This is a genomic window from Archangium sp. (genome assembly GCF_036388035.1).
Classification (GTDB): Bacteria; Myxococcota; Myxococcia; order Myxococcales; family Myxococcaceae; genus Archangium.
Genome location: NZ_DASVSO010000817.1, coordinates 1 through 13,162, shown reverse-complemented (window position 1 = coordinate 13,162; position 13,162 = coordinate 1). Strand labels below are relative to the sequence as shown.

General features: G+C 71.8%; 11 protein-coding genes. 6 read left to right on the top strand and 5 right to left on the bottom strand.

Features of this window, described 5'->3' with window-relative positions:
- From VF697_RS33785 to VF697_RS33775, 3 genes are all read right to left on the bottom strand, one after another.
- A partial coding sequence (locus tag VF697_RS33785; protein WP_331101498.1) for a hypothetical protein occupies positions 1-217 on the bottom strand: 217 nt, incomplete at its 3' end.
- Positions 218-284: 67 nt separating this feature from the next.
- A complete protein-coding gene (locus VF697_RS33780; RefSeq protein WP_331101496.1) occupies positions 285-791 on the bottom strand; it encodes a methylated-DNA--[protein]-cysteine S-methyltransferase in 507 nt (168 codons plus the stop codon).
- Entirely contained in the window at positions 788-2,245 is a 1,458-nt protein-coding gene (locus VF697_RS33775) for an AlkA N-terminal domain-containing protein (protein ID WP_331101494.1), read from the bottom strand. Before VF697_RS33775 ends, VF697_RS33780 begins: the two co-directional genes overlap by 4 nt.
- Before the next feature lie 163 nt (positions 2,246-2,408).
- Here VF697_RS33775 and VF697_RS33770 point away from each other — a divergent pair, with 163 nt between their 5' ends.
- Complete coding sequence (locus VF697_RS33770; protein WP_331101492.1) at positions 2,409-3,299, top strand: transcriptional regulator; 891 nt, start codon at positions 2,409-2,411, stop codon at positions 3,297-3,299.
- A gap of 339 nt (positions 3,300-3,638) precedes the next feature.
- Entirely contained in the window at positions 3,639-6,992 is a 3,354-nt protein-coding gene (locus VF697_RS33765) for an ATP-binding protein (protein WP_331101490.1), read from the top strand.
- Between the two features lie 21 nt (positions 6,993-7,013).
- Here VF697_RS33765 and VF697_RS33760 read toward each other — a convergent pair whose 3' ends face one another.
- Complete coding sequence (locus VF697_RS33760) at positions 7,014-7,907, bottom strand: formylglycine-generating enzyme family protein (protein ID WP_331101488.1); 894 nt, start codon at positions 7,905-7,907, stop codon at positions 7,014-7,016.
- Positions 7,904-8,953, bottom strand: coding sequence for a hypothetical protein (locus VF697_RS33755; protein WP_331101487.1), 1,050 nt, complete (start codon positions 8,951-8,953; stop codon positions 7,904-7,906). Before VF697_RS33755 ends, VF697_RS33760 begins: the two co-directional genes overlap by 4 nt.
- A gap of 120 nt (positions 8,954-9,073) precedes the next feature.
- Between VF697_RS33755 and VF697_RS33750 the strand changes: the two genes are divergently transcribed.
- From VF697_RS33750 to VF697_RS33735, 4 genes are all read left to right on the top strand, one after another.
- Complete coding sequence (locus VF697_RS33750) at positions 9,074-10,708, top strand: sensor histidine kinase (RefSeq protein WP_331101485.1); 1,635 nt, start codon at positions 9,074-9,076, stop codon at positions 10,706-10,708.
- On the top strand, positions 10,708-12,156 hold the full coding sequence (locus tag VF697_RS33745) for a sigma-54 dependent transcriptional regulator (protein ID WP_331101483.1): 1,449 nt from the start codon (positions 10,708-10,710) through the stop codon (positions 12,154-12,156). The genes VF697_RS33750 and VF697_RS33745 overlap by 1 nt, the downstream gene beginning before the upstream one ends.
- A 191-nt stretch (positions 12,157-12,347) precedes the next feature.
- Positions 12,348-12,950, top strand: a complete 603-nt coding sequence (locus VF697_RS33740; protein ID WP_331101481.1) for a hypothetical protein — start codon at positions 12,348-12,350, stop codon at positions 12,948-12,950.
- An 11-nt stretch (positions 12,951-12,961) separates the two neighbouring features.
- Positions 12,962-13,162 (top strand): hypothetical protein (locus tag VF697_RS33735; RefSeq protein WP_331101479.1); only part of this gene is annotated, 201 nt, incomplete at its 3' end.

Genomic DNA, 13,162 nt, shown 5'->3' with positions numbered 1-13,162 from the left:
ACCACGTCTGCTCGGGAAGCTCTTCCGCCGGAGCTGGCTGGAGCGCACCGGGAGCCTCCACACCGGTGGGCTTCTCGCCGGGAGCCTCCGCACCGGAGGGCTTCTCGCCAGGGGCCTGCCGCGCGTTAGCGGGAAGCTCGAGCACGATGGTCGGCTCGGGTGACGACTGCCGGCAGCCGCTCATGAGCACCACCACGGCCAGCTTCCTCAGTCGCATGCGTTCCCTCGCGGTTGCGTGTCCGGAAGCCAGAGCGTACACGAGTCAGTGGACTTGACGCCCCGCCTCACGCCCCCAGCGCGCGCATCCCCCCGACGCGAATCCGCTGCTCATGATCGAGCAGCCACCGCTTGACGGGGACGCCTCCCGCATACCCGGTGAGCGTTCCGTTCGTGCCCACCACCCGGTGACACGGGACGATGATGGAGAGGGGGTTCTTCCCGTTCGCCGCTCCGACGGCCCGCGCCGCCCCCGCCCGTCCGACATGACGCGCGAGGTCACCATAGGACCAGGTGGCCCCCAGTGGAATCTCCCGGAGCGCCTTCCACACGGCCTGCTGGAAGGGCGTCCCGGTCGGCTCGAGCGGAAGCTCGAAGGACACGCGCTCGCCGGCGAAGTACTCCTCCAACTGGCGCCGCGCGGCGAGCAGCACGGCGTGGTCCTCCCGCTCGCTCGCGGTGAGCGTGGGAGCCCCCTTGTGGTTCTCCAGGTAGATGGCCGTGAGCGCACCTTCCGTCGCGTAGAGCCGAAGGGGCCCCACCGGGCTCTTGAGGGTCGTGGTGAACAGCATCATCCGCCTGCTCCTTCCGAGAGAGAGGTCCAGAGGTGTACGGCCGCATAGGCGCGCCAGGGTCGCCAGGCCTCGGCCCGCTCGGCGGTCTCCTTCGCCGACAGACCTCCGAGTGCCTTGCGAATCCCGAGGTCGCTCGCGGGGAACGCATCGGGCCAGCGCAGGGCCCGCATCGCCACGTAGTGCGCCGTCCAGGGACCGATGCCCGGCAGCGCCTCGAGCGCCGCCATCGTCGCGTCCACGTCGACGTGCCGATCCAACCGCACCGAGCCCTCCGTGACGGCCCGCGCCACGGCCAGCAAGCTCCTCGCACGTGCGCCGGGAAGTCCGAGCGTGGCCACGTCGTCCTCCGTCAACGCCGCCAGCGTCTCCGGCGACGGGAAGAGCCGGGAGGTCTCCGCATGGGGGGTGTCGAGGGGCTCACTGAAGCGCGCGACGAGCCGCCCGCTCAGCGTAGTCGCCGCCCGGACGGAGACCTGCTGCCCGAGGATGGCGCGCACCGTCATCTCGAACGGATCAAAGGATCCCAGCACGCGAAGCCCCGGATGCCGCTGGACCTGCCTGGCGAGGAGCGGGTCTCTCCCGAGGCACTCCGCGATGACCGTCGGCTGGGCGTCCAGATCGAAGAGCGTCCGCAGCCGCGCGGCCACCGGCATCAGCACTCCCGCCAGCGAGAGCGAGACCTCGGCCAGGAGCGCGGGGCGCTTGCCGTCATGCCGGACGGTGAGCCAGCCCCGGGTATCCCCCAGCCGCACCGTGCGCCGGTACTCCGAGTCCCCGACGTACTCCACGCCGGGAATGGCGCGTCCGCGCAGGAAGGTCAGGAGCTGCTCCCAGTGCAGCGGCGGGCGATAGTCCAACCGGAGGACGAGCGAGCGCGAAGCCTCCGCCTCGTCACTCTCCCGCCGGAGCGAGGAGGGCGCTCTGCCGAAGCGCGACTGGAAGAGCGCGTTGAAGCGCCGGACGCTCTGGAAGCCACTCGCGAAGGCGATCTCCGCCAGCGGGAGCGCGGTGTCCTGGAGGAGCTGCTTCGCCAGCGCGAGCCGCCGCGACTGGGCCAGCTCGACGGGAGAGACCCCGAGCTCCGTCTCCATGGCCCGGCGCAGGTGCCGGTCCGTGACGCCCAGCTCCGCCGCGAGCTCCTCGATGGACGACTCGTTGAGGAACCCGCCCTCGATGCGGGAGACCGCGGCGGCCACGAGCCTCGGCACCGAGTCGACCGGCGCGCTGCCCGGGGCCAGCTCGGGGCGGCACAGGAGACAGGCCCGGAAACCCGCGCGCTCGGCCTCGGCGGCCGTGCGGTAGAAGGCGCACCGCTCCTGGCGCGGCGTCCTCGCCGAGCACACCGGCCGGCAGTAGATGCCCGTGGTCGATACGCCCACGAAGAAGAGTCCGTCGAAGCGCCGATCTCGCGCGGACAGGGCCCGGTAGCAGCTCTCGGTCTCCAGCGTCTGCATGATGGGGCTTTCGTAGCCTGGACGCGCCCCCCTGTCTGGCCGTTTTCGGACCTGACCGCGAAAATCGGGTCCCGGCGCGGGGCGGCCCGGGCCCAGGCGGAGGTGATAGGCTGAGACACCTGTCATTCCCGGCTGCTTGCTCGCCCCGCAGGAGTACCCCGTCGTGACACCGGGCCTCGCCCATGCCTTCATCACCGCCCGGGAGGGCACGCCCCCGGGGGAGACCCTGGCCTCCCTGGAAGAACAGCTCGGCCGGGCCCTGAGCACGGCCCGCGCGGCCTGGCCCCGCGTGGACCTGGAGGGCGTGCGCTTCATCGCCCACCTCGCCCGGCATCTCCCCGCCGACGGCTCCGTCGAGGCCCTGGAGCGGCTGCACCTGGGGGACCTGTACCTGGCCTGCGCCTGCGCGGACGGACTGCCCCTGGCACACGCCGCCTTCGAGGCCCGTGTCCTCCCCGAGGTGGACTCGGCCGTGGCCCGCATGAAGCTGCCCCCCAGCACCGTGGACGAGGTGCGCCAGCTCGTGCGTCAGAAGATGCTCGCCCCCGGGCCGGACACTCCGCCCAAGCTCGCCGCCTACCCCGGCACCGGCCCGCTCTCCGCCTGGGTGCGTGCCGCGGCCCTGTGGCTCGCCCTGGACCTGCAGCGCCAGCGCTCCAGCCACGACAGCTCGGGCGAGGACAGCACGCTCTCGGTGCTCGTCGACCCCGGGGATGACCCCGAGCTTGCCTACCTCAAGACGACCTACCGCGCCGAGTTCAACACCGCCTTCGCCCAGGCCCTCACCTTCCTCGCCCCGCGTGAGCGCAACATCCTGCGCCTCAAGTACCTGGATGGGTTGAGCATCGACCAGCTCGGCGCCCTCTATGGCATCCACCGCGCTACCGCCGCGCGCTGGGTGGTGGGGGCGCAACAGGCGCTCCTCGAGCAGACGCGGCGCCTGCTCACCGAGCGCCTGCGCCTCACCGGCTCCCAGCTCGACAGCGTGCTGCGACTCATCTCCAGCCAGCTCGATGTGAACCTCAGCCGGCTGCTGCGCTCGCGCCTCGACTGACCGCGGAAGCCGACAGGGACTCGGGGGAAGCGACGGGCCGACCCGACGCTCAACGGTTCGAGCGCATTCCCGCCAGGCCGTGGAGCAGACATCCAAGGTCATCCACCGGCCCGCCTGAAACCCCTCCGAAGGTGAATCCCTCGCGCATCCAGGGTGTTGAGCCACGCCCCCTCCTCCACGAGAACCTCGCAGGGGACGACCTCACGATACCTGATGAGCGATCACATCCACGGAGAGCTTCCAGGCCGGCCCCACGCCTACACGCGTGAGAAGGCCCCCCGCCCCTCACCTGTCGTCGCTTGCGACATCTTCGCCGGCGGCGGGGAAATGGGTGCCCGCATGCGGGCCCTCGATTGGTCGTCCACACCTCTCGGACCCGTGGAAGGCTGGTCCCAGTCGCTGCGTGGCGCGGTGAGCATCTGCCTCACCTCGCGCTTCCCCATCGCCCTGCTCTGCGGGCCCGAGTTCGTCGTCCTCTACAACGACGCCTACATCCCCATCCTCGGACATAAGCACCCGCGGCTGGCCCTGGGCAGGCCGGGCCGTGAGGCGTGGGCGGAGATCTGGCACGTCATCCAACCCATGCTGGAAGGGGTGCGTACCACGGGCCAGGCCACATGGTCGGATGAACAGCTGCTCGTCATCGACCGGGCCGGCTACCTGGAGGAGGCCTACTTCACCTTCTCCTACAGCCCCATCGGCCTCGAGACCGGCCGGGTGGATGGCGTCTTCGCGACGATCAACATCAGCACCGAGCGCGTCATCGGCGAGCGGCGGCTGCGCACCCTGCGCGAGCTCGCCGAGCACGTCAGCGAGGCCCGCTCGTCCGAGGAGGCCTGCCGACAGGCCGCGCGGACCCTCTCGGACAACCCGGCGGACGTCCCCTTCGCGCTGATGTACCAGCTCGACGAGCAGCGCACCCGGGCCACCCTCCTGGGCACCGCGGGGCTGGAGGAAGGCGGGGCGGCGAGCCCCAAGACCCTGAGCCTCACGGAGGCGGACACCCGCGGCTGGCCCCTGGCGCGCGTGGCGGCCACCGGACGCATGGAAGTGGTCACCGACGTGCGCGCGCGCTTCGGAGAGCTGCCGGGAGAACCCTGGGACGAGTCGCCCCACTCGGCGGTGCTGCTGCCCATTCCCCAGCCGGGACACAAGGCGCCCTATGGGGTGCTGGTGCTGGGCGTGTCCCCGCGCCGCGAGCTGGACTCCTCCTACCGGGGCTTCTTCGAGCTGGCCACCGAGCACGTGGCCTCGGCCGTCGCCAACGCGCTGGCCTATGAGACCGAGCGCCGTCGCGCCGAGGAGCTCGCCGAGCTGGACCGCGTGAAGACGGCCTTCTTCTCCAACATCTCCCACGAGTTCCGCACCCCGCTCACGCTGATGCTCGCGCCCTTGGAGGACGCACTGGCCTCCGCCTCGCGGACCCTGGCCGGCGAGGAGCTGGACTCGGTGCATCGCAACGGCGTGCGGCTGCTCAAGCTCGTCAACACGCTGCTGGACTTCAGCCGCATCGAGGCGGGACGGATGCAGGCGTCCTACGTCCCCACGGACCTGTCCACCCTCACCGCCGAGCTGACCAGTACCTTCCGCTCGGCGATGGAGCGGGCCGGGCTGCGGCTGGTGGTGGACTGCCATCCCCTGGCCCAGCCCGTCTGGGTGGACCCGGAGCTGTGGGAGAAGGTCGTGCTCAACCTCATCTCCAACGCCTTCAAGTTCACCTTCGAGGGAGAGGTCGCGGTGGCCCTGCGCTGGCGGGACACGCACGTGGAGCTGAGCGTGCGCGACACCGGCACGGGCATCACTCCCGAGGAGCTGCCGCGCATCTTCGAGCGCTTCCACCGCGTGCAGGGCGCGCGCGGGCGCTCCTTCGAGGGCACGGGCATCGGACTGGCCCTGGTGCAGGAGCTGGTGAAGCTGCACGGCGGCACCGTGAGCGCCCGGAGCGAGCCGGGCCAGGGCACCACCTTCACCGTGTGCCTGCCCACGGGCAGCGCGCACCTCCCGTCCGAGCGGCTCGGCGCGGCCAAGTCCCCAGCCTCCACCTCGACGGGAACGAGCGCCTTCCTCCAGGAGGCGACCAGCTGGCTGGGAGCGGCTCCGGCTCCTGTGTCCGCCTGTCCGTCCTCCGCCCCCCCGGACCCGGTCGCCGCGGCTCCGCTGCCCCAGTCCGTCCCGCGCGAGGCCCGCCTCCTGCTCGTCGATGACAACGCGGACATGCGCGCCTACGTGGAGCGGCTGCTGCGCGCCCAGGGCTGGGAGGTGGAGGCGGTGGGGGACGGGGCCGAGGCGCTCGAGGCGGTCCGCGCGCGCCCACCGGACCTCGTCCTCAGTGATGTGATGATGCCGCGGCTGGACGGTGTCGGCCTGCTGCGCGCCCTGCGCGAGGACGCGCGCACCCGCACCGTGCCCTTCATCCTGCTGTCCGCCCGCGCGGGCGAGGAGTCCACGGTGCAGGGACTCCGCGCCGGCGCGGACGACTACCTCACCAAGCCCTTCAGCGCCCGCGAACTGGTGGCGCGCGTGGGTGCGGCGCTCGCCATCGCCCGGGTGCGACAGGAGGCCCTCCACCGCGAGCAGCGCTACGCGACCGAGCTGGAGGCCAAGCAGCGACTGCTGGATGCGGTGCTCCAGCAGATGCCCGCGGGCGTCATCCTCGCCGAGCCATCGGGCCGGCTGACGTTCTTCAACCACCAGCAGGAGGAGCTGGTGCGCGGCCACATGCACCACGCCCGGTGCGTGGAGGAGTACTCCCGCTTCCAGGGCTTCCACTCGGATGGCCACCTCCTCCAGAGCGAGGAGTGGCCCCTGGCTCGCTCGCTGCGCCACGGCGAGGTGGTGGTGGACGAGGAGCTGGTCCTGGAGCGCATGGACGGGACGCGTGCGATGGTGCGGATAAGCGCCAGCCCCGTACGGGACCACGAGGGCCGCATCATCGCGGGCGTGGCCATCACCCAGGACGTGACGCGACAGAAGGAGCAGGAGGCCGAGCTGCGGCGCCGCGTGGAGTTCGAGCAGCAGCTCATCGGCATCGTCAGCCACGACCTGCGCAACCCCATCAGCGCCATCACCCTGGGGGCCCACGCCCTGCTGCGACGCGAGGAGCTCGACGCGCGCGCCATCAGGTCCGCCAGCCGCATCCTCTCCTCCGCCGAGCGCGCCACGCGGATGATCCGCGACCTGCTCGACTTCACCCAGGCGCGGCTGGGCGGAGGCATCTCGCTGGAGCGCCGGCCCACGGATCTGCGGCAGCTCGTGCAACAGGTGCTGGACGAGGTGGAGGTGTCCTGGCCGGATCGCCACATCGAGGTGCGCCAGCAGGGCGACGCCTTGGGCGAGTGGGACTCGGACCGCATCGCGCAGGTGGTGTCCAACCTGGTGTCCAACGCCCTCAAGTACAGCCCCGAGAAGACGCCCGTGCGCGTGGAGGTGCGCGGCGAGGACGAGGCCGTGGTCCTGTCGGTCCACAACGAGGGGACCCCCATCCCCGCCGCGCTCCTCCCCCGCCTCTTCGAGCCACTCCAGCGGGGCACGCCCCAGGTGGACCGGACGACCCGAAGTATCGGCCTCGGCCTCTACATCGTGAAGCACCTGGTGGACTCACACCGAGGCACCGTGTCGGTCCGCTCGACCGCGGGCCGGGGCACCACCTTCACCGTGCGGCTGCCCCGTGACTCCGGCGGCGCCGTGCACTGAGGCCCGTGCCTCCCGCCTGCTTCACTCCACCCGGCGGGTGAGCACCCGGGCCTCCTCGACGCTCGCCGCGCAGCGGAAGCCGAAGTGGTGGAAGACGGGCCGGTTCGCCGGCACGTGGGGCCGCCGGTACACCGTCGTCGCGTACGAGGCCGGCCAGAACCACGAGCCCCCTCGCACCACCTTCTCGGTGTGGCCGGCACAGGGCTCCCGGCCCTCGCACGGCCCCTTCGGGTCCACCCCGAGGCACGCCGCGCCGCAGTCCTTCCATGACGGCGTGAACCAGTCCGCTACCCATTCCCAGCCGTTGCCCGCCATGTCGTAGAGCCCGAACGGGTTGGGAGGCCGAGAGCCCACCGGCTCCGGGCGTCCCACGTCCGCATGCGTCCTCGAGCGCTGCTTCTTCCCGCAGCTCCGTCCCCGCGCATCCATGATAACCGCGCGCTCGCAGGTGGCGGGCTCGTCGCCCCATGGGTAGAGCCGCCCATCCGTACCCCGCGCCGCCTTCTCCCACTCCGCTTCCGTCGGCAGGTGCTTGCCCTGGGCTTCGCAGTACGCCTTCGCGTCGTACCAGCTCACCCCGCTGATGGGCTGCTGGGGGTTGTCGAAGTCACGGTAGTGGGGCCGGGCCTTCCGGCACCGCCCCGCCTTCTCGCATGCCTTGTAGGCGCCGTAGGTCACCTCGTGGGTGTCCATGTAGAAGGTCTGGACCCAGACCGTCGCCTGGGGCCGGGCCGGTGCGTGGCGCCCTCCGTTCACCCCTCGCGGGAAGGGACCCCCGGGGATGCAGGCCAGGCCCGCGGGTGTCGCTTCGAGACAGGGCAGCGGCGCGGGAGCACCGGGGAACGTCTCCTCCGCCCCCGCTGCGCGCGCGAGCAGGAGCGCGAGCACGAGGGCGGGCCCCCGCCCCCCACTCACGGCACTGCCTCACGCCTCGGTCGCGACGGGCCTCGCACCTTCTTCAGCTTCTTCACGGCCTGCTTCGCCAGGAGCCGCTGCTTCGCCGCCTCGCGCGCCTCCTCGGGTCCGGTGTCCAGCCGTGACAGCCCGTACACCGTGCCGGCGGCGGGCGCGTAGTGGAGCATCGTGCGCACGTTCCGCGTCTTCGCGTCTCCCAGCCAGGAGATGAAGCTCGAGCCCGACTGCGTGTTGTAGTGGTAGTAGGTGCCCTTCACGTGCGAGATGCCCCGCTGGCCGCTCGTGCGGACCACCACGCTGTGCTCGTCCATGGGCAGCTCGCGGATGTTGCTCCGGTACCACTTGTCGTACGGGAAGTACTGCTCGGCGTTCGAGAGGTAGAGCACCCCCACCTTCATCCCCGCCTGCGCCACCGCCCGGCCCACGGCGCTCACGGTCCGCTTCGCGGTGAGGTCCCCCCGCACCATGAAGACCTTGTCCTCGAGGAAGAGGCGGCGGATGTGCGCGTACTCGTCGGCATCCACGACGAAGGACGGCAGGGACGCCTTCCCCATCTGCTCCACCACGCGCTTGAGGCGTCGATCCACCGCCCAGCGGGCCGTCCCGTAGGCCCGGAGTGCGCTGGCCCGCTCCTTCGGGTCCGCGTAGCCCTCCTGGAGGAGGCGGCGCACCTCCGGACGGCTCTCCAGCCGCCACAGGCGCAGGAAGTCCGCGGGCGTCTCCGCCGCGCGGAAGAGGACGCGGTAGACGCGGTGCAGGTCCACGATGGACTGGTCGAAGTCCATCAGCACGAGGACCTCGGCGCGCGCCCAGGCCCCCAGCAGGTAGTTCTGGTCGGAGCCCACGCCCACGTAGACGCCGCCCTTGTCCTTCACCGCGTCGTGGAAGAGGTGGAGCTCGTTCTCGTTGGAGATCCAGTAGTGGAGGCCGCGCACGATCTCCGCGGGGGGCGGATCGGCCGGCAGGCTCGCGAAGGCGGAGAGCGTCGGCTCGCTGGCGAGACTCAGGGACGACGCCAGGGCGACGAGGAGGGCGAGGACGCGCATCGTGGGGCATGATAGCGCGCCCGAGGGAGTCTTCCGCCCTCCCTCTTGGGCTGTAGGCAAGGGAGCGCTACGCTCGGGGCGATTCCCCCCTGGAAGCACCGTCCTCCCGAGGGTCCTGGCATGTCGGCGTACCTCTTCGCCTCCTCGGTGGTCGCGCTCATCGTGGCGCTCTTCAACGGCCTGCTGGCCGCCTACGTCCTCGCCTCCGCCCGGGGTGACGGGCGCAAGCTCTCGTTCGCCTGCGGCCCCACGGGCGTGGCCCTCTTCGCCACCGCGTGGTTCGTCGTCCTCCTGGAGCCCCAGGCCCGGGAGTCCGTCCGCGTGGCCGTCGGGTTCGCCTCGGTGCTGTCCGTCTCCGGCTTCATCATCGACGCCCTCGTCGACCTCGGCCCCACCCGGGCGCGGCGGCGCCTCCTGGTGGCGCTCGTCCCCCTCGGCCTCGGTGTCCTCGGGCTGTCGGCCGGGGCCTCGGTGTCGCTCGACCAGCCACTCCTGGCCCTGTTCCCGCAGATGCTGGCGCTCGTCCTCGTGGGCCTCCTCGGGGCGGTCCGCCTCGTCCTGTGCCGGCACGAGAACGCGGCCATCCGTCGCCTCTCGCGGCACAGCGTGGCGCTCATCGGCGTCTCGCTGCTCGTCTGCGGCCTGCGCACGGTCTACGAGCTGACCCAGGGAGGGGCCGCCGGCAACGGGGTGCTCCTGTGCACCATCCTCGTCGCCGAGATGGTGACGCTCAGCTACACCCTCCACGAGCGCATCTCCGTCCAGTTCCCCGTCTCGCGGGCCCTCACCCACGCCGTGCTCTCCATCGGCGCGGCCTTCGCGGTGGTGGCGGTCCTCCGGGCCGTGGGCTACGCGGTGGACCTCGTCCAGGTGTCGGTCGCGGTGGCGGTGACGCTCCTCGCCTCGCTGCTCTTCATTGGCCTGGGCGAGCAGCTCGACCGGGCCCTGGAGCAGCTCCTCTTCCCCAAGCAGGCGCGGCTCACCGGGCTCCTGTCGGCCTCGCGCTCCGAGGCGGCCGTGTTGCGCAGCCGCCTGGAGCGGGCCGAGCGACTCGCCATCGCCGGAGAGCTGGCCGCGGCCATCGCCCACGAGGTGAAGAATCCCCTGACGGCCGTGCGCGGCTACGCCGAGCTGCTCGCGGCCCAGGCCGAGCATGTCCTCCCCGAGCACCGGGCCCGGTTCGAGAAGGCGGTGCGCATCATCAGCGAGGAGAGCGATCGCATCGACATGCGGGTGGCCGAGCTGCTGAACCTCGGGCGGGCCCCCCGGGGGGAGAAGGACGGAAGCCCGCTCGACGTGTCGCGCCTGGCGCTGGAGGCGATGGCGGTGGCAGAGGGGGAGCCGGACTTCCCCACGCTCGTCCCCCGGTTGGATCCGTTCGTCCGGGTGGTAGGAGACGAGGACGCGCTGCGCGGCGTGCTGCTCAACCTGCTGAAGAACGCCGCCGAGGCGATGCGGGACACGCGCGGCGGACGCATCGAGGTGCGGACCTGGAGCGAGGAGGGGCGCGTGGTCGTCGAGGTGCGTGACGAGGGCAAGGGACTCGGCGAGGTGGACAGCGACCAGCTCTTCCGGCCCTTCTACACGACGAAGGCGGATGGGACCGGGTTGGGGTTGGCCATCTCGCGCTCCGCCCTGGATGGGATGCGCGGCAAGTTGAGCCTTCAGCCCCGCCCGGACGGGCCGGGCGCGGTGGCCCGGGTGGAGCTGCCCATGGCGCCGGTGGCGACCCGCCCGGCACGGGAGGACCTGTGATGACGGTGGAGGAAGGCGCGGTGGACAAGCCCGAGATCGCGCTCGTGGAGGACGAGCGCAATGTGCGCGAACTCTACCTGGACGTGCTGGGCGCGCGGGGGTTCACCGTCGTCCCGCTCGAGTCGGTGGCGGCCGCGGAGGCCTATCTCTCCCGGCGAGCTCCGGACCTGCTGCTGCTCGACGTGAAGCTGGGCGATGGCGACGGGCTCGTGCTGCTCGACAAGCTGCGCAAGCAGGGGCTGCGCACGCCCGTCATCGTGATGACCGCGTTCGGCACCGTGGATAGGGCGGTCCAGGCGCTGCGCGCGGGCGCGAACGACTTCCTCGTCAAACCCTTCAGCAATGAGCGGCTCCTCTCCTCGGTGGCGGCGGCGCTGGAGGCGGGGCACCGGATGGCGGAGCTGGAGCTGGCCGCGCCCACGCTCGCCCCGAGTACGGAGGCCGGCCGCGCGCTCATCGGCGCCGCCGGGGGTTTGAGGGATGTGGCCGCGCTCGTGCCCCGGGTGGCCGCCTCCGATGCCACCGTCCTCATCCGAGGCGAGTCCGGCACGGGCAAGGAGCTCGTCGCCCGCGCCATCCATGCCGCCTCGCCGCGGCTCGATGGGCCGCTCATCTCCGTCAACTGCTCGGCCCTGCCCGCGTCGCTCATCGAGTCCGAGCTGTTCGGCTTCGAGCGCGGCGTCTTCACCGGGGCGCACGCCCGGCACAAAGGCGTCATCGAGGCCGCCGAAGGCGGCACGCTCTTCCTCGACGAGATTGGTGACATGCCGCTGGAGGCCCAGGCGAAGCTCCTCCGGGTGCTGCAGGAGCGGGAGTTCAACCGCATCGGCGGGCGCGAGCCGGTGAAGGTCGACATCCGCGTCATCGCCGCCACCCATCGCGACCTGGACGCCATGGCCGCCAGCGGGCGGTTCCGCTCGGATCTCCTCTACCGGCTGGCGGTGATTCCCCTCCACCTGCCGCCCCTGCGTGAGCGCGTCCAGGACATCCCCGGCCTCATCGAGCACTTCCTCCAGAAGCACGCGGCGAGGAAGGAGCGCCCCCAGCCCCGCCCGGACGCCGAGCTCCTGCGACGCGCCACCACCTACCCCTGGCCCGGCAACGTGCGCGAGCTGGAGAACTTCGTCGAGCGCTCCATCGTGCTCGGCCGGTTCGATCCGGAGTCGCTCCGGCTTCCTCCGGCTCCGAAGCCCCTGCCCGCCCCCGCTCCAGCGGGTACTCCCGGGCCCTCCGAGCCCGAGGCGGCGCCCGAGCCGCCACAAGCCACCACCGTCGTCCCAACGCTGCGCGAGGCGGTGGCGCGGGCGGAGCGCGCCGCCGTCATCGCGGCGCTCCAGGCGGCCAAGGGGCAGAAGACCGTCGCCGCGCGACTGCTCGGGGTGAGCTACAAGACCCTCTTCAACAAGATCCACGAGCACGACATCCGCGAGGAGCTGCACATCGGCTGACGCCCTCGCGGCTCCCGCCTGTGTAACGCCTTACATACTCCTGTCGTGGGACACCCAGGTGGGCCGGAAGGCACGCGCCCCGGGAGAACCGCACCACGCCCTCTCCCGAGGGAAAGGAGGGGTTGCCCACCTCGAGGCACGGGGCTTGCTCAAGCCCCGGACGCGCACTGACGCGCACTCGAGGAGACCTCATGGGCTCTGCACCTTCCCAGGCGGCGGTGGGCCGGCTGGACCTGGCGAATTCACTCCTGCGCGCGGTGGACCGCCCTGCGCGCGAGGCGTTGGACATGGCCCGGCGCCCGCTCGCGGCGACGCTGGCCCCGGCGCTGCTCGGCATCTTCCTCGTGGCGGCCACCTCGGCCACCGCGGGCTTCGTCTCCTCCACCAGCCTCCGGCTCGCGCCGAGGCTCGATGCCCTGCGGGCCGTCTTCGAGGCCCTGCTCGTCGTCGTTCCCGGCACCCTCGTCTTCTCCATCTACCTGCGCCTGCGGCTCTCCACGCGCGTGCTGCTGGCCGCCACCTCCATCGGGCTGCTCGCTGGCGGGCTGGTGGCCACATGCGTGATGCCGCTCATGGCCTTCCTCGTGCTGGTGTCGAAGGACGCCCCCGTCGTCCTCGCGCTCCCCGCGCTGTTCATCCCGAGCCTCGCGCTCGCCACCGTGGCGGCCCTGCCGGTGCGCGTCATCACCTCGCTCGACTCCTCGCGAGCGGCCTGGTGGCTGTCGCGTGCCTTCGCCGTCTTCCTGGGCGCCGTCTTCCTGCTGCGCGTCCAGACGTCCCTCTTCCCGTCCTGACGAGGTCCCCCATGCAAGCCCTCTCTCGAAGTGTCACGCTCTCGGCCGAGCCCCTCACCCCCTTCATGCCCTGGTCCGTGGAGGAGCGCGCGCCGCTCCCCGAGCCGGAGACCGCGACGGAGCCCGAGCGCCAGTTGCTCGTGGAGCTGCTGCGCGAGCCGTCCGCCATCGTGGAGCGGCTGCTCGACCCGGCCCGGCTGCAAGGACTCGTG

Bases quoted from the DNA above. Each gene is read 5' to 3' on its own strand.
- VF697_RS33780 (WP_331101496.1), bottom strand. From the start codon at position 791: ATGATGCTGTTCACCACGACCCTCAAGAGCCCGGTGGGGCCCCTTCGG.
- VF697_RS33775 (WP_331101494.1), bottom strand. From the start codon at position 2,245: ATGCAGACGCTGGAGACCGAGAGCTGCTACCGGGCCCTGTCCGCGCGA.
- VF697_RS33765 (WP_331101490.1), top strand. From the start codon at position 3,639: ATGCGGGCCCTCGATTGGTCGTCCACACCTCTCGGACCCGTGGAAGGC.
- VF697_RS33755 (WP_331101487.1), bottom strand. From the start codon at position 8,953: ATGCGCGTCCTCGCCCTCCTCGTCGCCCTGGCGTCGTCCCTGAGTCTC.
- VF697_RS33750 (WP_331101485.1), top strand. From the start codon at position 9,074: ATGTCGGCGTACCTCTTCGCCTCCTCGGTGGTCGCGCTCATCGTGGCG.
- VF697_RS33745 (WP_331101483.1), top strand. From the start codon at position 10,708: ATGACGGTGGAGGAAGGCGCGGTGGACAAGCCCGAGATCGCGCTCGTG.
- VF697_RS33740 (WP_331101481.1), top strand. From the start codon at position 12,348: ATGGGCTCTGCACCTTCCCAGGCGGCGGTGGGCCGGCTGGACCTGGCG.